Genomic DNA, 19,070 nt, shown 5'->3' with positions numbered 1-19,070 from the left:
TCATAAGTGTGATCTAAATCACTATAAATGAGGGTTTGTTGGGGTGTTGTGTGTGATTTGTATCACAAAAAATCCGTGAAGTTCGCGTGACAAAAACAGCGTGATAGAGTCCGTTTCGCATACAGCGGCAACACGGCTGGATCGTCACAACAATAATCACGCGCTCTATTGTCAGCGCGTAACAATAGGGGTGTGTTTTATGTTTTCACCAGACATCAAGGTTAAAGTGCAAAACTTTGGCCGCTTCCTCAGCAACATGGTGATGCCCAACATCGGCGCCTTTATCGCCTGGGGGATTATCACCGCGCTATTCATTCCAACCGGCTGGCTGCCGAATGAAACCTTAGCCAAGCTGGTCGGCCCGATGATCACCTACCTGCTGCCGCTGCTGATCGGCTACACCGGCGGGCGGCTGGTGGGCGGCGATCGCGGCGGCGTGGTCGGCGCCATCACCACCATGGGCGTCATCGTCGGCGCCGACATGCCGATGTTCCTCGGCGCGATGATCGCCGGCCCGCTGGGCGGTTGGGCCATCAAGCATTTCGATCGCTGGGTGGACGGCAAGATCAAAAGCGGCTTTGAAATGCTGGTGAACAACTTCTCCGCCGGCATCATCGGCATGCTGCTGGCGATCCTGGCCTTCCTGGGCATCGGGCCGCTGGTGGAGGTGCTCTCCAAACTGTTGGCCGCGGGCGTGCACGTGATGGTGACGAACAACCTGCTGCCACTGGCCTCCATCTTCGTTGAACCGGCGAAAATCCTGTTTCTGAACAACGCCATCAACCACGGCATCTTCTCGCCGCTGGGTATTCAGCAGGCCACGGAAGCCGGCAAATCGGTGTTCTTCCTGATAGAAGCCAACCCAGGTCCGGGCATGGGCGTGCTGATGGCCTACATGTTCTTTGGCCGCGGCAGCGCCAAGCAATCCGCCGGCGGTGCGGCGATCATTCACTTCCTGGGCGGCATCCACGAAATCTACTTCCCCTACGTGCTGATGAACCCACGCTTGCTGCTGGCGGTGATCCTGGGCGGCATGACCGGCGTCTTTACCCTGACGATGCTGAACGGCGGCCTGGTTTCTCCGGCTTCCCCGGGTTCGATTTTGGCGGTGCTGGCGATGACGCCGAAAGGCGCTTACTTCGCCAACATTGCGGCGGTATGCGCAGCCTTCGCCGTCTCCTTCGTGGTATCCGCTTTCCTGCTGAAAACCTCCAAGGTGAAAGAGGATGACGATCTGGAAGCCGCGACCCGTCGCATGCAAGAGATGAAATCGCAGTCCAAAGGCGGCGCGGCGGCGCCGGCATCGGTCGACGGCGATCTGAGCACCGTGCGCAAAATCATCGTCGCCTGCGATGCGGGCATGGGGTCCAGCGCCATGGGCGCCGGGGTGCTGCGCAAGAAAGTGGCCGACGCCGGGCTGAAGAACATCTCGGTGACCAACAGCGCCATCAACAGCCTGCCGGACGACGTGGATCTGGTGATCACCCACCGCGATCTGACCGAGCGCGCGATGCGCCACGCGCCGCAGGCCCAGCACATCTCGCTGACCAACTTCCTCGACAGCAAGCTGTACAGCGATCTGGTCGAGCGTTTGGTGGCGGTCAACAAAACCACCGACAACCAGCAGAAGGTGCTGGGCGCGCTGGACGACAGCTTTGAAGCCGGGGAACCGAACCTGTTCAAGCTGAGCGAGAGCAACGTGTTCCTCAACCTGCAGGCCAGCGACAAAGAGCAGGCGATCCGCTTCGCCGGCGAGCAGCTGGTGAAGGGCGGCTACGTCGAGGCGGAATACGTGCCGGCGATGCTGGAGCGCGAAAAGCTCACCTCCACCTACCTGGGCGAATCGATCGCCGTGCCGCACGGCACCATCGAGGCCAAGGACCGGGTGCTGCGCACCGGCGTGGTGTTCTGTCAGTACCCACAGGGCGTGCGCTTCGGCGATGAAGAGGATGAAGTGGCCCGTCTGGTGATCGGCATCGCCGCGCGCAACAACGAGCATATTCAGGTGATCACCAGCCTGACCAACGCGCTGGATGACGAGAGCGTGATCGAGCGGCTGGCGAATACCACCAGCGTTCAGGAAGTGCTGGACCTGCTCGGCGGCAAAAAAGCCGGATAACGGAATCATTTTAAAGGGTGCAGCTTGCTGCACCCTTCGACATTAAGAAGGTAGAGTTATGAAAGCATTACATTTTGGCGCAGGGAATATCGGCCGTGGTTTTATCGGCAAGCTGCTGGCGGACGCGGGGGTTGAGGTGACCTTCGCCGACGTCAATCAAACGGTGCTGGATCTGCTGAACAGCCGAAAAAGCTACTCGGTGCACGTGGTGGGCGAGCAAGAGCGCGTGGAGCGCGTCAACAACGTCAGCGCCGTCAACAGCGGCAGCGAGGCGGCGGTGGCGCTGATCGCCGAGGCGGATCTGGTGACCACCGCCGTTGGCCCGCAAATTCTCGCCAAAATCGCCGGCACGATCGCCAAAGGGCTGGTGCTGCGCCATCAGCAGGGCAATGTGCAGCCGCTGAACATCATCGCCTGCGAGAACATGGTGCGCGGCACCAGCCAGCTGAAGCAGCACGTGTTCGCCGCGCTGCCGCAGGACGAGCAGGCATGGGTTGAACAGCACGTCGGCTTCGTCGATTCGGCGGTCGACCGCATCGTGCCGCCGGCGGACAGCAGCGATCCGCTGGAAGTGACGGTGGAAACCTTCAGCGAATGGATCGTCGATCAGACGCAGTTTAAAGGCCAGCCACCGGCGATCGCCGGCATGGAACTGACCGACAACCTGATGGCGTTCGTCGAGCGCAAGCTGTTCACCCTCAACACCGGCCACGCCATCACCGCCTACCTCGGCCAACGGGCCGGGCTGCAAACCATTCGCGACGCCATTCTCGACCCGGCGATCCGCCGCGTGGTGAAAGGGGCGATGGAAGAGAGCGGCGCGGTGCTGATCAAGCGTTACGGCTTCGACGCCGACAAGCATGCCGCCTACATCAACAAAATCCTCGGCCGCTTTGAAAATCCGTATCTGCACGACGACGTCGAGCGCGTAGGGCGCCAGCCGCTGCGTAAACTGAGCGCCGGCGATCGCCTGATCAAACCGCTGCTGGGCACGCTGGAATACGGCCTGCCGCATGCCAACCTGATCCAGGGCATCGCCGCCGCCATGAGCTACCGCAGCGAACAGGATCCGCAGGCGCAGGAACTGGCGGAACTGCTGAACACGCTCGGGCCGAAAGCCGCGCTGGCGCAAATTTCCGGCCTGCCGGCGGAAAGCGAGGTTGTAGAAGAGGCCGTTGCTGTGTATAACGCCATGCACAAGTAGAATCGTGATGATGAACACCCGAGCGCAGCTTGCTGCGCTCCTGGAACCCGAGTTCGGCATCGACGGCCCTCCCCACGCCTTTCGAAAAGCGACGATGGAAGAAGCACAGGCATTTGAAAACCAGGTTCTGGAAAAGCTGAACGCGGGCAAAACGGTGCGCAGCTTCCTGATCGCGGCGGTAGAGCTGCTGGCGGAAGCGCTCAACGTGCTGGTGGTGCAGGTATTCCGCAAGGACGACTATGCGGTGAAATATGCCGTCGAACCGCTATTGTCCGGCAGCGGCCCGCTGGGGGAGCTGTCGGTACGCCTGAAGCTGATGTACGGGCTGGGGGTGATCTCCCGCCACGAATATGAAGACGCCGAACTGCTGATGGCGATGCGCGAAGAGCTGAACCACGACGGTTCGGAATACCGCTTCGTCGACGACGAAATCCTCGGGCCGTTCGGCGAGCTGCACTGCGTGGCCGCGCTGCCGCCGGTGCCGACCTTCCTGCAGCCGGGCGAGGCGGATGAAGCGCTGATCGCCATGCAGCGCCAGCGCTATCAGCAGATGGTGCGCTCCACCATGGTGCTGTCCATTACCGACCTGATCGCCGGCATCGGCGCCAAACAACCTTCCCGACTCTCTCCTCTCGGCCGCGGCTAAGCGAAGGCCGCGCGCCATTCGTCGAACAGCAACCACAGCGCGGTGGCGGCCATCAGCCCGGACATCACGCCGTTGAAGGCGCGCAGTTTCCAGGTGACCCGCAGCGCGTTGCGCAACCGGTCGCCCAACACCGCCCACAGCAGCACGCACGGCAAGTTCAGCAGCGCGAAACCGGCGACGATAGACAGCGTATGGACGAAAGTGGCGCCTTCGCGCGGGGTGAACAGGATCGCCACGTTGATCACCATCAGCCAGGCCTTGGGGTTGACCGCCTGAAACAGCGCGCCGCTGAGCAGGCTCATCGGCTGCGCCTGTTCTTTGGCGTCCGGCGAGGCCGCCTGAAACAGCTTCCATGACAGCCACAGTAGATAGGCGCAGCCGATCACCGCCAGCGGCAGGCGGATGACGCCGGCCCAGCTCAGCGCCAGCGCCAGCAGCGGGATAATGATCGCCAGCTGTACCGCACAACCGACGCAGATGCCGAACAGCATCGGCAGGGTGCGGCGCAGGCCGAAGTTAACGCCCGACGAGGCCAGCAGCAGGTTGTTGGGGCCGGGAGTGATCGACATGACGGTGACGTAGCTGACAAAGGCGGAGTCCAGCATGGCAGGTTCCTTGAACGTGAAAATGACGGTAATAACGAGAGGATCAGCATAATCGCTGCGATGGGATGGTGACAGAATCACAAATCGGATATTGTCATGGTTACAGTTGTATGAAATGTAAACTGTACCCATTGCCTGGAGAGAAACTGTGACCTTGCTCGATGAAACCCCGGATACCCGTTACCTGCAGCTGGCGGATACGCTGGCCGAAGCCATTCGCCGCGGCACGCTACAGCCCGGCGACCGCTTGCCTTCGGTGCGGCGCTGTGCGCAAACCCATCGCGTCAGCATCAATACCGTGGTGTCGGCTTACCGCACGCTGGAGGATCGCGGGCTGATCGAAGCGCGGCCGCAGTCGGGGTTTTATGTCCGCAGCACGCTGCCGGCGCTGAAGATGGCCTCGGCGCCCAGCGGCCGCATCGAGCCGCCGGCGGACGACGTGCTGGCGTTGATCGATACGGTGTTCGCCGCCCAGCAGAACCCGGCCTTCACCAACATTGCGCTGGCCTGCCCGCAGACCAGCGATTTCTATCCCGGCGGCAAACTGGGGCGCATGCTGTCTTCCCAACTGCGCCGCCAGCCGGGTCTGATCGGACAATATCCGTTGCCGCCCGGCAGCCTGCGGCTGCGTCAGCAGATCGCCCGCCGCTCAATGACGCTCGGCATGCTGTTGGAGCCGGGCGACGTGGTGTTGACCCACGGCTGCATGGAGGCGCTGCAGCTGGCGCTGCGCGTCACCACCAAACCGGGCGACTGCGTCGGGCTGGAGTCGCCGACCTACTTTTATCTGCTGCCGCTGCTGGCCAGCCTGGGGCTGAAAGCGCTGGAAATCCCTACCGATCCCCAGCTGGGGCTGTCGCTGGACGCGCTGGAGCTGCTGCTGAACGAGAAGCGGCTGAATGCGGTGATCGCCATGCCGACGGTGCAAAACCCGCTGGGTTGCACCATGCCGCTGGCCGCGAAAAAGCGGCTGGCGCGGCTGATGAACGATCATCAGGTGCCGTTGATTGAAGATGGGCTGTACGCCGAGATCCAGTTCGGCGGCGCGCTGTCGCCGGCGGTGAAGGCGTTCGATCGCGACGGCTGGGTGCTGTTTTGCTCCAGCTTCACCAAAACGCTGGCGCCGGATTTTCGCGTCGGCTGGATCTGCGGCGGCCGTTTTCACGAGGCGTTGCGCAAGCTGAAGGCGGTGTCGTCGATGTCCGAGTCGCAGCTGCTGTCGGAAACGCTGGCGACCTTCCTGGAGAGCGGCGGCTACGATCACCATTTGCGCAACCTGCGCAAGCGCTATGCGGCGCAGGTCGACGAGGCGAGGGCGCTGATCGCCCGGCATTTCCCGCGCGGCACGCTGGCCACGCAGCCGGCGGGCGGCTTCGTGTTCTGGGTCGAATTCCCTCCCGGCGTGGACAGCGTGGCGCTGTTCCATCAGCTGCTGGAGGAGCAGATCTGTTTGACGCCGGGCACCCTGTATTCCCCGAGCGGGCGCTACCGCAACGCGCTGCGGCTCTCCTGCTGCTACCCGTTCAACGCGCGCTACACCCAGGCGCTGGCTCGGCTCGGCGCCAGGGCCTGCGAGATGAGCGGCCTGCCGCCCGGCATTGCGCAGGACGGGTAACGGCGCGCGCCTTTTGCTACAATGCCGGTATCATTGATTAGCGTGCCATTTTGGGCACAACGGGCCAGAGACCATGAAAGAGAAAGAAAAGGCAGAGATCAAGCGCCTGAGCGACCTGCTGGACGCCTTGAACCACAAAGATGCCACCGTGATCCAACAGGGCAACCCTGAGTTGATCGCGCAGCACACCAAAGAGAAAGAGAAGCTGGCGACGGAGATCGAGCGCCTGAAAAACGTGCGCGGCGAGAAGCTGAGCGCCGAAGCGCAGAAGCTGAGCCAGCTGCCGTTCAGCCGCGAGATCACCAAGAAAGAGCAGGCCGATATGGGCGCGCTGAAGAAAAGCGCGCGCGGGCTGATCGTCGTGCACCCGATGACCGCGCTGGGCCGCGAGATGGGCCTGAAAGCGGTCACCGGCTACGCCAAGAAAGCGTTCTGAATCCCCGGGCGTCAGACCTTGGTGGTGAAATACGCCTTGGTCTGATAGGGCACGGTGACCGTGTCCTTGCCCCGCAGTTCCTCTTCTTCCGCCACCAGTTGGCGCAACCGATCGATAACCTGCTCCTGTTGCGGCTGCGGCAGCGCGGCGATAAAGCTGGTTGAACGCACGCGGTTGTAGATCACGTCCTCCACCGCGCCGCGGTGGCCGAGCATAAACACCTGCTCCTGCAGCGGTTCAAAGCCTTTGAACGGGAAGAGTTTGCGCCATTCGCCGGTATAGAAACGCGGCGCATCGCCTTCGTGGCTATCGACGATCTGATTCAGTTTACGCACCCAACCGACGCGCGCATCGCGCATGTTCCACACCAGGCCGAGTTTGCCGCCGGGCTTGAGAATGCGCTGGATTTCCGCCAGCGCCTGCGGCGTGGCGAACCAGTGGAAGGACTGGGCGCACACCACGGCATCCACCGACTCGTCCGGTAGCGGGATCGCGTCGGCGGTGCCCGCCAGCGTTTTCACCTGCGGCAGCGCCGCCGACAGTTTTTCCAGCATTTGCGGCACCGGTTCGACGGCGATCACCTGCGCGCCGGTTTCCAGCAGGCGCGGGGTGAACTTGCCGGTGCCGGCGCCGAGATCGATGACCGTCATGCCGGCGTGCAGGCCGATGACGTCACGCAGCCAGGCGGCGATTTCCGGCGGGTAATCCGGCCGGCCTTTCACATAGCGATCGGCATTGGCCTGATAGCCCTCGGCGGCGGCGTGATGAATCGAATGGGTCGGGGTGGTCATATACCTGGCTCCTGGCTGAAAAAACGTGCGGCTACAGTATAGGCGGAAGAAAAGGGTTAACGCGGCATTCGGCGCACGTTTTTCATTTTTCCGCCCGCGCTTTCAATGGCCGAGCAGGCGGCGGTTGAAATCCTCAAGGCGCCCTTCGGCGAGCCGCGTGAGCATGGTCTTGCTCCAGCTGGCGGAGAGGCCGGCCACCGCCAACAGGCGGCGATACTGTTCCGCATCGAACGGCATGTGCCAGGCGATGGCGATGGCTTCGGCCACCGACACATCGCTGTTGCGCGCCGCCAACGCCAGCGGACGATCGCCGCTGACCGCGCCCGGCGACACCACCCGATACAGCCAGCCGCAGCGGCCGCTTTGCTGCATCAGCACCGAAATGTCCTCGATGGCGAAGTGATAATTGAGCTTGAAGCACGGCGAGCGCGGCTGGGTGACCTGGATAAGCGCCTCGCCCCAGCGGAAGATGTCGCCCATAAACACATTGTGTTCGGTCAGCCCTTCGGTGGAGATATTCTCGCCGAAGGCCGGGGCGCAAAATTGCTCGGCCTGCGCCGGAAACTGCTCGCGCCAGTGGGCATAATGCTCGCGCGGGTAGTGGCACAGCGCGCGGTCCGGCCCGCCGTGGTAGCTTTTTTCGGCCTGTTCGTCGCCTTCCAGGCCGAGCGGCGTGAGCCGGATGGCGCCATCCACCTGGCGTTTGGCGATGGCGCTGGGGCGCCCGCCTTCATAGGGTTGAATGCTGCCGATGTAAACGTCTGGGTGATGCATGTGCGCCTCCGTGTCTCGCGTCGAGGGCTCAGCATAGCCTGAGTTGTTCTCGTACACTACCCGGCATTTACCTGTACGGAAGGATGTGTTTTTCCTGTCTATATTTAGGCTTTTATCGTCGAGAAAAAACCATGCGTTTCATTGTATTGAGGCATGCGGAGTCAGAATGGAACCGCTCGGGGATTATTCAGGGGCGAAGTGACAGTCCGCTGACAGAAGAGGGGCGACGTCAAATCGCTGGGCTTGGCGCTCGCTTGCAAATGTTATCGGTCACTTTGTTGATCAGTTCACCGGCTGGTCGGGCTTTTACGACAGCGGAGACGTTGGCTGAGAGATGTGGCTGCACTGTGCAAATGGATGAGCGTTTGCAGGAGCAAGATTTTGGCCGACTGGAAGGATTATCTTATGCGCAGGCCATGCGCGATTATCCAGAAGCGACGCAGTGCCTCTTTGCCGGTAAGGCAGAGGCGTCGGCTCCGGGAGGGGAGAATGCTTATGAGGTTGCCTGGCGCCTGATGGCTTGTCTGTCCGATCTGGCTGTCGATGGACAAAATCAAACGCTTGGTGTTGTTACGCACGGCCATGCTCTGCAGGCACTGATTTGGTGGCTTAAAGGGGCCGACCCGCAGGAGGACCTCCGCAGATACGGTCATCGCAATTGCGGCTACGCAATGCTTGATGCGACCGCCTCTGGTTTTAACTTGTTGAATTGGGGAGTCGCGACCCACCTGTTGCCACAAAGATAGGGCGAGGAACGGATATTCCTCGCCTGAGGGCGTCAGAAGGTGGTCCAGTTCTCTTCCGCTGCGGCGTTGGCGGCCGCGGGTTTTACGGCCGGCGCTTTCGGCGCGGCGGCTTTCACGGCGGCGGGTTCGGTCTGCTCCGCCAAACGGAACACCGAAACGCTCTGCAACAGCATGTCGGCCTGCTCTTCCAGTGAATCGGCGGCGGCGGCGGACTCTTCCACCAGCGCGGCGTTCTGCTGAGTGGTATGGTCCATTTCGACGATCGCCTGGCCAATCTGGGCGATGCCGCGCGTCTGTTCATCGGAGGCGGCGGCGATCTCGGCCATGATGTCGCGCACGTGGGTAACCGAGCGGACGATCTGCTCCATGGTATTGCCGGTGCTTTCCACCAGTTCGGTGCCGGTTTTCACCCGGCTGACCGATTCGGCGATCAGCCCTTCGATCTCCTTCGCCGCCTGGGCGCTGCGGCTCGCCAGGCTGCGCACTTCGCTGGCGACCACCGAGAAGCCGCGTCCCTGTTCGCCGGCGCGCGCCGCTTCCACCGCGGCGTTGAGCGCCAGGATGTTGGTCTGGAAGGCAATACCGTTGATCAGGGTGGTAATTTCTGCGATACGCTGTGAACTGCTGGAAATATCGCGCATGGTGCTGACCACGTTCTCCACCAGCTTGCCGCCCTGTTGCGCGGTCTGCGAGGCGTCGGTGGCCAGCTGATTGGCGTGATGGGCGTTGTCGGCGTTTTGTTTCACCGTGGCGGTCAGCTGTTCCATGCTGGCGGCGGTTTCCTCGACCGCCGCCGCCTGCTGCTCGGTGCGGGAAGAGAGATCGGTGTTGCCGGCGGCGATTTCCGCGGAGGCGGTGGAGACCTGGCTGACCCCCATCTGGATCTTCTCAATCATGGTGCGCAGATTTTGGCTCATCGCCGCCACCGCGTTCAGTAACTGCCCCAACTCATCGCGGCGGGTGCTGGTCTGCGCCTGGCGCAGATCGCCGCCGGCGATGCGTTCCGCCATCGCCAGCGTACTTTGCAGCGGACGGGTGATCTGCAGCGTGATGCGCCAGGCGATAAGCACTCCGGCGATAATCGCGATCAGGGTAGTGATGCCCATCTGCAGCTGCGCCAGGTTGATGTTGCTGCGCGTCTGCGCCAGTTCGTCCTGCATAAAGGCGTTCACCAGCGTGCCGATCTCATGCGCGCGTTCACCGAGCTGTCGGCTGATCTGCTGCTCGTGCTCATAGGCCGGCAGGTAGGCAGCGATGCGGTTTTTGTAATCGTCCAGGGCGGCCAGCAGCGGTTGCAGCTGCGGGCGCTGCGCGTCGCTGACCCGGCGGCTCAAGGCGTTGGCCGCGTCGCGCGCGTCGTCGATGGCCGCCATCAGCGGCGCTTCGGTTTCCTTGTTCAGGCTCAGCAGCAGACCGCGCGCGCCGTAGCGCACCTGGGTCAGCTTCTGGTTCAGCTGGATGAAGGCCAACTGCAGATCGCCGTTGGTGAGCTGGCGCTCCACCTGGCTCAGGCTGGCCTGCACTTCCGACATGTTCCAGCTCTGGCGCACCGCGTCTTTCGCCGAGACCGCCTGCTCAAAGATTTTTTGCTGTTGCTGATATTCCCCAATCAGCGTCACCAGACGCTGCAGATCCTTGCGGCTTTGGGCGTCCCAGTCCAACGCCTGGCCCTGATCTATCAGTTTGACGGCGTTATCGATATTGGCGCGGTTGTTCTGCAGATACTCCGGCTGGTAGGTCTGGCCGTACATGGCGCGGTTGTATTTGGCCTGGTTGATCTCCTCGTTCAGCCGGTTGCTGAAGTCGATGCGATCGGCGCGGGATTCGATGATGTGCAGGTATTGTGCCCCGGTGCCAGCGATGACGACCGCCAACAGCAGCAACAGCGCGAAGCCGAGGCCGAGCTTTTTACCTACGGTGAGATGGGTGAACTTTCCTGCCAATGCTTGCAATGCCGCCATAGCGTTTTTCCTTCTCCGGGCGAACGTCAATTGAACAAACCATCGGCAAGAAGTGGTCAAACTTTAGCGGATTTCAGGCAAAAAAATACCCGCCGGCGGCGGGCATCTTCATCAACGGGGGCGAATTACTTCTTCGCGGCGAAGCGTGCGGCCGCTTCGTCCCAGTTGACCACGTTCCAGAACGCCTTGATGTAGTCAGGGCGTTTGTTCTGATATTTCAGGTAGTAAGCGTGTTCCCACACGTCCAGACCGATGATTGGGAAACCGGAAGCGCCGGCGACGGCTTCGCCCATCAGCGGGCTGTCCTGGTTAGCGGTAGACACCACGGCCAGTTTGCCGTCTTTCAGCACCAGCCAGGCCCAACCGGAACCGAAGCGGGTGGCTGCGGCTTTCTCGAACTCTTCCTGGAATTTCTCAACGCTGCCGAAATCGCGCTCGATGGCCGCTTTCAGATCGCCGCCCAGCGTGGTGCCGGTTTTCAGGTTTTTCCAGAAGAAGCTGTGGTTGGCGTGGCCGCCGGCGTTGTTGCGCATGAAAGTGCGTTTGTCGGCAGGCACTTTATCCAGATCCTGGATCAGCTCTTCAACGCTGTATTTGGCCAGCTCAGGGTAGGCTTCCAGCACGGTGTTGGCGTTGTTGACGTAGGTCTGATGGTGTTTGGTGTGATGGATTTCCATCGTCTGCTTGTCGAAATGCGGTTCCAGTGCGTCGTAAGCGTACGGCAGGGATGGCAGTGAATAACTCATAATCATCATCTCCAGTGGTGTATGGGCGGCGCAAAGGGCGAGCACCGCGTAAGCAGTCGGATCATTATAGTTAATTAAATGATATTGAAAATGATTATCAATGCCCTGCTGACTGTGTGGTTAATGAACAAATCGCTGCGTTAACATACTGATAGAAAAGAGGCCTTGAGCGCCTCTTCATGCCTTGGCGCCGATGCGTTGGTTACTCTCTATACTGTAGAGAGCGCCGAGCCTGCTGCGACGCCGAAATGTATCGAAATGTGCCAATGCGTTCACTGAATGAGCACGAGTGTGTAACAACCACAAGCACGCTGTGGTAATATCGCCGCGTCGCGTATCAGCATAACAACAGTGACATTAGCGCTCCGCCGTTTTGGCGAGGAGCGCCATTTGAACAATGTGACAATCGAGAGTAAAGGAGACCCCCATGCAGGTCAGCAGAAGGCAGTTCTTTAAGATCTGCGCTGGCGGTATGGCAGGAACGACGGTAGCCGCGCTGGGCTTTGCCCCCGAAGTGGCGTTGGCGGAAACCCGGCAGTACAAACTGCTGCGCGCCCGCGAGACCCGTAATACCTGTACGTATTGTTCCGTCGGCTGTGGGCTGTTGATGTACAGCCTTGGTGATGGCGCCAAAAACGCCAAAGAAAGCATTTTCCATATCGAAGGGGATCCGGATCACCCGGTAAACCGTGGCGCGCTTTGCCCGAAAGGCGCCGGCCTGGTTGACTTTATCCACAGCGAAAGCCGCCTCAAGTACCCGGAATACCGGGCGCCGGGGTCGGACAAATGGCAGCGCATCAGCTGGGACGACGCCTTTACCCGCATCGCCAAGCTGGTGAAAGAAGACCGTGACGCCAACTTCATCAAAACCAACGACCAGGGCGTTACCGTCAACCGTTGGCTGACCACCGGCATGCTGTGCGCCTCGGCCGCCAGCAACGAAACCGGTTTTCTGTCGCAAAAATTTAGTCGCGCTCTCGGCATGCTTGCCGTAGACAACCAGGCGCGTGTCTGACACGGACCAACGGTAGCAAGTCTTGCTCCAACATTTGGTCGCGGTGCGATGACCAACCACTGGGTTGATATTAAGAACGCGAATTTGATTATCGTCATGGGCGGTAATGCGGCGGAAGCGCATCCGGTGGGGTTCCGCTGGGCGATGGAAGCCAAAATACACAACAATGCCAAGCTGATCGTGATCGATCCGCGCTTTACCCGAACCGCATCGGTGGCGGACTTCTACACGCCGATCCGCTCCGGGACCGACATTGCTTTCCTGTCGGGCGTGTTGCTGTATCTGATGACCAACAACAAGTTTAACCGCGAGTACGTCGAGGCCTACACCAACGCCAGCCTGCTGGTGCGGGAAGACTTTGCCTTCGAAGACGGCTTGTTCAGCGGCTACGACGCGGAAAACCGCAAGTACGACAAAACCACCTGGAACTACCAGTTCGACGAGAACGGCTTCGCCAAGCGCGACGTCACGTTGCAGGATCCGCGCTGCGTGTGGAACCTGCTGAAGCAGCACGTGAGCCGCTACACGCCTGACGTGGTGACCAACATCTGCGGCACGCCGAAGGACGATTTCCTCAAGGTGTGCGAATACATCGCCGAAACCTGCGTCGCGGATAAGACCGCTTCGTTCCTGTACGCCCTGGGCTGGACTCAGCACTCGGTCGGCGCGCAGAACATTCGCACCATGGCGATGATCCAGCTGCTGCTCGGCAACATGGGCATGGCGGGCGGCGGCGTCAACGCGCTGCGCGGCCACTCCAACATCCAGGGGCTGACCGATCTCGGCCTGCTGTCGCAGAGCCTGCCGGGCTACCTGACGCTGCCGTCGGAGAAACAGACCGATCTCGAGACCTACCTGAAGGCCAACACGCCGAAGGCGCTGCTGCCGGGCCAGGTGAACTACTGGGGCAACTACCCGAAATTCTTCGTCAGCATGATGAAGACCTTCTACGGCGACAAGGCGCAGAAGGACAACAGCTGGGGCTTTGACTGGCTGCCTAAGTGGGACAAAGGCTACGACGTGCTGCAGTACTTCGAGATGATGTCGCAGGGCAAGGTCAACGGCTACTTCTGCCAAGGCTTTAACCCGGTGGCGTCGTTCCCGAACAAAAACAAGGTGGTGGCTTCGCTGTCCAAGCTGAAGTTCCTGGTGACCATCGATCCGTTGAACACCGAGACCTCCAACTTCTGGCAGAACCACGGCGAGTTCAACGAGGTGGATTCCTCGCAGATCCAGACCGAAGTGTTCCGCCTGCCGTCCACCTGCTTCGCCGAAGAGAACGGCTCGATCGTCAACTCCGGCCGCTGGCTGCAGTGGCACTGGAAAGGCGCGGACGCCCCGGGTGAAGCGCTGAACGACGGCGAGATCCTGGCGGGCATCTTCAGCCGCCTGCGCGAGATGTATGCGCGCGACGGCGGCGCGGTGCCGGAACAGGTGCTGAACATGCGCTGGGACTACCTGACGCCGGACAACCCGGCCCCGGAAGAGGTGGCGCAGGAGAACAACGGCAAGGCGCTGGCGGATCTGCTGGATGCCGACGGCAAAGTGGTGGTGAAAAAAGGCGAGCTGCTCAGCTCGTTCGCGCAGCTGCGCGACGACGGCACCACCGCCAGCGGTTGCTGGATCTTCGCCGGCAGCTGGACGCCGGCCGGCAACCAGATGGCGCGGCGCGACAACGCCGATCCGTCCGGCCTCGGCAACACGCTGGGCTGGGCCTGGGCATGGCCGCTCAACCGTCGCATTCTGTACAACCGCGCCTCGGCGGATCCGCAGGGTAAACCGTGGGATCCGAAACGCCAGCTGCTGGAGTGGGACGGCGCCAAGTGGGTCGGGGCCGATATCCCGGACTACAGCACCGCCGCGCCGGGCAGCGACGTCGGGCCGTTCATCATGCAGCCGGAAGGCATGGGCCGCCTGTTCGCCACCGACAAAATGGCGGAAGGGCCGTTCCCTGAACACTACGAGCCGTTCGAAACGCCGCTCGGCACCAACCCGCTGCACCCGAACGTGGTGTCCAACCCGGCGGCGCGCGTGTTCAAGGACGATCTGGCGGCGATGGGCAAATCCGACAAGTTCCCGTACGTCGGCACCACCTATCGTCTGACCGAGCACTTCCACTACTGGACCAAGCACGCGCGGCTGAACGCCATCGCCCAGCCGGAACAGTTCGTGGAGATCGGCGAAAAGCTGGCGGAGAAGAAGGGCATCAAGCAGGGCGATACCGTGAAGGTCAGTTCCAACCGCGGCTACATCAAGGCCAAGGCGGTGGTGACCAAGCGAATTCGTACGCTGCAGGTGCACGGCCAGGAAGTCGACACCATCGGCATCCCGATTCACTGGGGTTACGAAGGAGTGGCGAAGAAAGGCTTTATCGCCAACACGCTGACGCCGTTCGTCGGCGACGCCAATACGCAAACGCCGGAGTTCAAGGCGTTCCTGGTCAACGTGGAAAAGGTGTAACGGAGACGAATTATGGCCATGCAATCTCAAGACATCATTCGTAAATCCGCCACCAATGGCTTCACGCCGGCGCCGCGCGCCCGTGACCACCAGGAAGAAGTGGCCAAACTGATCGATGTCACCACCTGTATCGGCTGCAAGGCCTGTCAGGTGGCCTGTTCCGAATGGAACGACATCCGCGACGAAGTGGGGCACAACGTCGGGGTGTACGATAACCCCGCCGATCTGACCGCCAAGTCGTGGACGGTGATGCGCTTCTCCGAGGTGGAGGAAAACGGCAAGCTGGAATGGCTGATCCGCAAGGATGGCTGTATGCACTGCGCCGATCCGGGCTGCCTGAAGGCCTGCCCGTCGGAAGGCGCGATCATTCAGTACGCCAACGGCATCGTCGACTTCCAGTCCGAGCACTGCATCGGCTGCGGCTACTGCATCGCCGGCTGCCCGTTCGACGTGCCGCGCATGAACAAGGACGACAACCGGGTGTACAAGTGCACCCTGTGCGTCGACCGCGTGGACGTCGGCCAGGAACCGGCCTGCGTGAAAACCTGCCCGACCGGCGCGATTCACTTCGGCACCAAGGAAGCGATGAAACAGGTGGCGGCGGATCGCGTCAGCGAGCTGAACACCCGCGGCTACCAGAACGCCGGTCTGTACGATCCGGCAGGGGTGGGCGGCACGCACGTGATGTACGTGTTGCACCACGCCGACAAACCGCAGCTGTACCACGGTTTGCCGGACAACCCGAGCATCAGCCCGGCGGTGACCTTCTGGAAGGGCGTGTGGAAACCCCTGGCGGCCATCGGCTTTGCCGCCACCTTCGCGGCCAGCGTGTTCCACTATGTCGGCGTCGGGCCTAACCGCGTCGAGGATGAGGACGAGCACGACGAGTCGCATGACGAGGAGACGCGCAAATGAGAAAGGAAAAGCCCATTCAGCGTTACAGCGCGCCGGAGCGCATCAACCACTGGATAGTGGCGTTCTGCTTCGTGTTCGCCGCCATCAGCGGGCTGGGGTTCTTCTTCCCCTCCTTCAACTGGCTGATGAACATCTTCGGGACGCCGCAGCTGGCGCGCATTCTGCACCCGTTTGTCGGGGTCATCATGTTCGCCGCGTTCCTGCTGATGTTCCTGCGCTACTGGAAGCATAACCTGATCAACCGGGAAGATATCGTCTGGGCCAAGAATATCCACAAAATCGCCATGAACGAGGAAGTGGGTGACACCGGGCGCTATAATTTCGGCCAGAAGTGCGTGTTCTGGGCGGCGATTATCAGCCTGGTGCTGCTGCTGGCCAGCGGCGTGGTGATCTGGCGGCCGTATTTTGCGCCGTCGTTCTCCATCCCGCTGATCCGCATCGCGCTGCTGGTGCATTCGCTGGCCGCGGTCGGCCTTATCATCGTGATTATGGTGCACATTTACGCCGCATTGTGGGTAAAAGGCACCATTACCGCGATGGTGGAAGGCTGGGTGCCGGCGGCCTGGGCCAAGAAACATCATCCGCGCTGGTACCGTGAGGTCCGCGAGAAACGACAGGAAGATAAACCCTGATGAGTATCCGCATCGTTCCTAAAGAGCAGTTAGGGGCACAGCGTGAGAAGTCCACAACGGCGGAGAATATCCCGCCGTTACTTTTCGCCAACCTGAAAAGCCTGTACAGCCGCCGCGCCGATCGTCTGCGTCAGCTGGCGGTCGACAACCCGCTGGGTGACTACCTGAACTTTGCCGCCGAGCTGGCGCAGGCGCAGCAGCATGCGTTGCACGATAACCCGCTGCAGCTCGATCTGAGTGAAGCGTTGGTGCAGGGCGCCGCCAGCGGCAAACCGCCGCTCGATCTGAGCGTGTTCCCGCGCAGCGAGCACTGGCGCAAGCTGCTGACGTCGCTGATCGCCGAGCTGCGTCCGCAGGCGCCGGAGCACATTCTGGTGGTGCTGGACAACCTGGAGAAGGCCTCGGCGCACGAGCTGGAGCTGATGGCCGACGCCTTGCTCAACCGCGAGTTCGGCAAGGTGGGCAGCGAGAAGGCGCCGTTCCTCTGGGCCGCACTGTCGCTCTATTGGGCGCAGATGGCCAGCCTGATCCCCGGCAAGGCGCGCGCCGAATACGGCGAGCAGCGCCAGTTCTGCCCGGTGTGCGGCAGCATCCCGGTTTCCAGCATGGTGCATATCGGCACCGTCAACGGCCTGCGCTACCTGCACTGCAACCTGTGCGAAAGCGAATGGCACGTGGTGCGGGTGAAGTGCAGCAACTGCGAGCAGACCCGCGATCTCAACTACTGGTCGCTGGACAGCGAGCAGGCGGCGGTGAAGGCGGAAAGCTGCGGCGACTGCGGCACTTACCTGAAGATCCTCTATCAGGAAAAAGACCCGCAGGTCGAAGCGGTGGCCGACGATCTGGCTTCGCTGGTGCTGGACGCCCGCATGGAAGAGGAAGGCTTCGGCCGCAGCAGCATCAATCCGTTCCTGTTCCCGGCGGAGTAACCGCCCGGCCCCGTTCGCGCGGGGCCGGACAAGCAATTTCAGAACGGGCTTCTGGCATTCGCCCGGGCGAGTTGCTACGTTTAGGCCATGACGCGCCAAGCGAAAGGAACCACGATGTTAAACACCCTGGCAAAACTGACCGCGGTCGCCGTGCTGGCGATCGGACTGGCGGCCTGCGACAACAAGGACGACACCAAACCGGCGGTGCCGCCACCGGACACCAAGCCGACCGTGACGCAGCCCGCGCCACCGCCGCCGCCTGCGCCGGTAGAGGCCCCACCCGCGCCGCCGGGGCTGAACGTGTCGCTGCAGAAGGGCAAGATCACCTTCGAGTTGCCGCCGGGCTTTAGCGATCAAACGCTGAACAGCGGCATCGTCAATGACAGCACCTCCACCATCCAGCGCTTTCTTGACGGCAAGTCGCGCCAGAGCGCGGTTTCGTCCGAAGTGATCCCGCCGGACGGCATGAAGATCAATACCAGCGACAAAATGCTGAAAGAGCTGACGCAGAGCGCCATCACGGTGCTGGCCGAGCGCTATCAGAATATCCAGACCACCAAAGAAGAGAACTTCACCGTCGGCAAACAGAAGTTTCGCCGGGTGGATACCGAGCAGACCGTCAACGGCCAAAAGGTGGTGTCCACCCTGGTGTTGACGGTGTTCAACAAACGGGTGGTAACGCTGCAAATGCTGTCGCCGGCCAAAACGCCGGAAGTGCATCAGGCGCTGGTGCAGCGGATTATCGATACTCTGGCGGTGAAGTAAGGGCATTGCGCCGCGGCCAGGACGAAGCGGAGGAGACCGGATGAAGCTTATCGGCAGTTACACCAGCCCCTTTGTGCGCAAGATTTCCGTGATGCTGCTGGAGAAGGGGATCGCGTTTGAATTCGTCAACGATCCGCCGTATGAGCCCGGCAGCCGGGTGAAGGAGCAGAACCCGCTCGGCAAAGTGCCGGTGCTGATCGCCGATGACGGCGAGGTGTTTTACGACTCGCCGATCGTGGCCGAATACCTCGAACTGCTGACGGTGGAGCCGGCGTTTTTGCCGGCCGATCGCGCCGCAGCGCTGCGCGTCCGCCAGGTGGCGGCGCTGGCGGACGGCGTGACCGAAGCGGCGGCGACGCTGTACCGCGAAAGCCGGCGCGCGCCGGAAAAGCAGGACGAAAACTGGATGCTGCGCCAGCGTGACAAGCTGACGCACGGCCTGGATGCGCTGGAGGCGCTGGCGCAGGAAAAAACGTGGCTCAATGCCGAGCGGCTGACGCTGGCGGATATCGCCACCGGCTGCGCGCTGGGCTACCTGAATTTCCGCCGCATCCTGCCCAACTGGTGCGTCCAACGTCCGGCGCTGGTCAAGCTGGCCGAACGCCTGTTCGCCCGCGAAAGTTTCGCCCGCACGGCGCCGCCCTGAACGTTCTTTTCTCCCCGCCGCGGCGGGGTTTTGCTATGCCGATACGTCTAAACTGAAAACCGAGC

The 19,070-nt window shown here is 61.7% G+C and carries 17 protein-coding genes; 12 read left to right on the top strand and 5 right to left on the bottom strand.

The features are described 5' to 3' along the window. The first annotated feature begins 199 nt into the window (after window positions 1-199). The 3 genes from HWW83_RS17720 (at window position 200) to HWW83_RS17710 (ending at window position 3,969) form a co-directional block, all read left to right on the top strand. Window positions 200-2,119, top strand: coding sequence for a PTS mannitol transporter subunit IICBA (locus tag HWW83_RS17720; RefSeq protein WP_042783401.1), 1,920 nt, complete (start codon window positions 200-202; stop codon window positions 2,117-2,119). 58 nt (window positions 2,120-2,177) lie between these two features. Continuing rightward, window positions 2,178-3,323, top strand: a complete 1,146-nt coding sequence (locus HWW83_RS17715; protein WP_164057667.1) for a mannitol-1-phosphate 5-dehydrogenase — start codon at window positions 2,178-2,180, stop codon at window positions 3,321-3,323. 94 nt (window positions 3,324-3,417) lie between these two features. Then, complete coding sequence (locus HWW83_RS17710) at window positions 3,418-3,969, top strand: MltR family transcriptional regulator (RefSeq protein ID WP_016929575.1); 552 nt, start codon at window positions 3,418-3,420, stop codon at window positions 3,967-3,969. On the opposite strand, the gene HWW83_RS17705 is transcribed toward HWW83_RS17710, so the two are convergent. After that, the gene (locus HWW83_RS17705) at window positions 3,966-4,574 is read right to left on the bottom strand and encodes a LysE family translocator (protein ID WP_176589459.1); all 609 of its coding nucleotides are present in this window, start codon (window positions 4,572-4,574) and stop codon (window positions 3,966-3,968) included. The genes HWW83_RS17710 and HWW83_RS17705 overlap by 4 nt on opposite strands. Before the next feature lie 148 nt (window positions 4,575-4,722). On the opposite strand from HWW83_RS17705, the gene HWW83_RS17700 reads away from it, so the two are divergent. Next, the gene (locus tag HWW83_RS17700; protein ID WP_033652304.1) at window positions 4,723-6,189 is read left to right on the top strand and encodes an aminotransferase-like domain-containing protein; all 1,467 of its coding nucleotides are present in this window, start codon (window positions 4,723-4,725) and stop codon (window positions 6,187-6,189) included. 73 nt (window positions 6,190-6,262) lie between these two features. Next, a complete protein-coding gene (locus HWW83_RS17695; protein WP_021504152.1) occupies window positions 6,263-6,625 on the top strand; it encodes a YibL family ribosome-associated protein in 363 nt (120 codons plus the stop codon). Window positions 6,626-6,636: 11 nt separating this feature from the next. On the opposite strand, the gene HWW83_RS17690 is transcribed toward HWW83_RS17695, so the two are convergent. After that, entirely contained in the window at window positions 6,637-7,416 is a 780-nt protein-coding gene (locus tag HWW83_RS17690; protein ID WP_033652303.1) for a class I SAM-dependent methyltransferase, read from the bottom strand. Between the two features lie 102 nt (window positions 7,417-7,518). Next, on the bottom strand, window positions 7,519-8,190 hold the full coding sequence (gene yiiM, locus HWW83_RS17685; protein WP_033645117.1) for a 6-hydroxyaminopurine reductase: 672 nt from the start codon (window positions 8,188-8,190) through the stop codon (window positions 7,519-7,521). Between the two features lie 131 nt (window positions 8,191-8,321). Between yiiM and HWW83_RS17680 the strand changes: the two genes are divergently transcribed. Continuing rightward, window positions 8,322-8,936 carry a histidine phosphatase family protein gene (locus HWW83_RS17680; RefSeq protein ID WP_031299772.1) on the top strand — a complete coding sequence of 205 codons (615 nt, stop codon included), beginning with the start codon at window positions 8,322-8,324 and terminating at the stop codon, window positions 8,934-8,936. A 32-nt stretch (window positions 8,937-8,968) separates the two neighbouring features. Here HWW83_RS17680 and HWW83_RS17675 read toward each other — a convergent pair whose 3' ends face one another. Together HWW83_RS17675 and sodA are read right to left on the bottom strand one after the other, a co-directional pair. Beyond that, window positions 8,969-10,897 carry a methyl-accepting chemotaxis protein gene (locus HWW83_RS17675; protein WP_047025983.1) on the bottom strand — a complete coding sequence of 643 codons (1,929 nt, stop codon included), beginning with the start codon at window positions 10,895-10,897 and terminating at the stop codon, window positions 8,969-8,971. A gap of 125 nt (window positions 10,898-11,022) precedes the next feature. Beyond that, the gene (gene sodA, locus HWW83_RS17670) at window positions 11,023-11,643 is read right to left on the bottom strand and encodes a superoxide dismutase [Mn] (protein WP_004934003.1); all 621 of its coding nucleotides are present in this window, start codon (window positions 11,641-11,643) and stop codon (window positions 11,023-11,025) included. Between the two features lie 427 nt (window positions 11,644-12,070). Between sodA and fdnG the strand changes: the two genes are divergently transcribed. From fdnG to HWW83_RS17640, 6 genes are all read left to right on the top strand, one after another. Continuing rightward, window positions 12,071-15,118 (top strand): formate dehydrogenase-N subunit alpha, encoded by a 3,048-nt coding sequence (gene fdnG, locus HWW83_RS17665; protein WP_103101707.1) that lies wholly within the window; start codon window positions 12,071-12,073, stop codon window positions 15,116-15,118. A gap of 12 nt (window positions 15,119-15,130) precedes the next feature. Continuing rightward, entirely contained in the window at window positions 15,131-16,033 is a 903-nt protein-coding gene (gene fdxH / locus HWW83_RS17660; protein ID WP_004934014.1) for a formate dehydrogenase subunit beta, read from the top strand. Next, complete coding sequence (gene fdoI / locus HWW83_RS17655) at window positions 16,030-16,665, top strand: formate dehydrogenase cytochrome b556 subunit (protein ID WP_004934017.1); 636 nt, start codon at window positions 16,030-16,032, stop codon at window positions 16,663-16,665. Before fdxH ends, fdoI begins: the two co-directional genes overlap by 4 nt. Then, entirely contained in the window at window positions 16,665-17,594 is a 930-nt protein-coding gene (gene fdhE, locus HWW83_RS17650) for a formate dehydrogenase accessory protein FdhE (protein WP_033645113.1), read from the top strand. The genes fdoI and fdhE overlap by 1 nt, the downstream gene beginning before the upstream one ends. A 114-nt stretch (window positions 17,595-17,708) precedes the next feature. Next, the gene (locus HWW83_RS17645; protein WP_033645112.1) at window positions 17,709-18,359 is read left to right on the top strand and encodes a DcrB/PsbP domain-containing protein; all 651 of its coding nucleotides are present in this window, start codon (window positions 17,709-17,711) and stop codon (window positions 18,357-18,359) included. A 40-nt stretch (window positions 18,360-18,399) separates the two neighbouring features. Continuing rightward, window positions 18,400-19,005, top strand: coding sequence for a glutathione S-transferase (locus tag HWW83_RS17640; protein ID WP_069100544.1), 606 nt, complete (start codon window positions 18,400-18,402; stop codon window positions 19,003-19,005). Window positions 19,006-19,070 lie beyond the last annotated feature (65 nt).

It is taken from the genome of Serratia ureilytica (genome assembly GCF_013375155.1).
GTDB lineage: Bacteria > Pseudomonadota > Gammaproteobacteria > Enterobacterales > Enterobacteriaceae > Serratia > Serratia ureilytica.
Note: the sequence above shows the minus strand (reverse complement) of the source record. Positions and strands in the feature narration are given on the sequence as shown.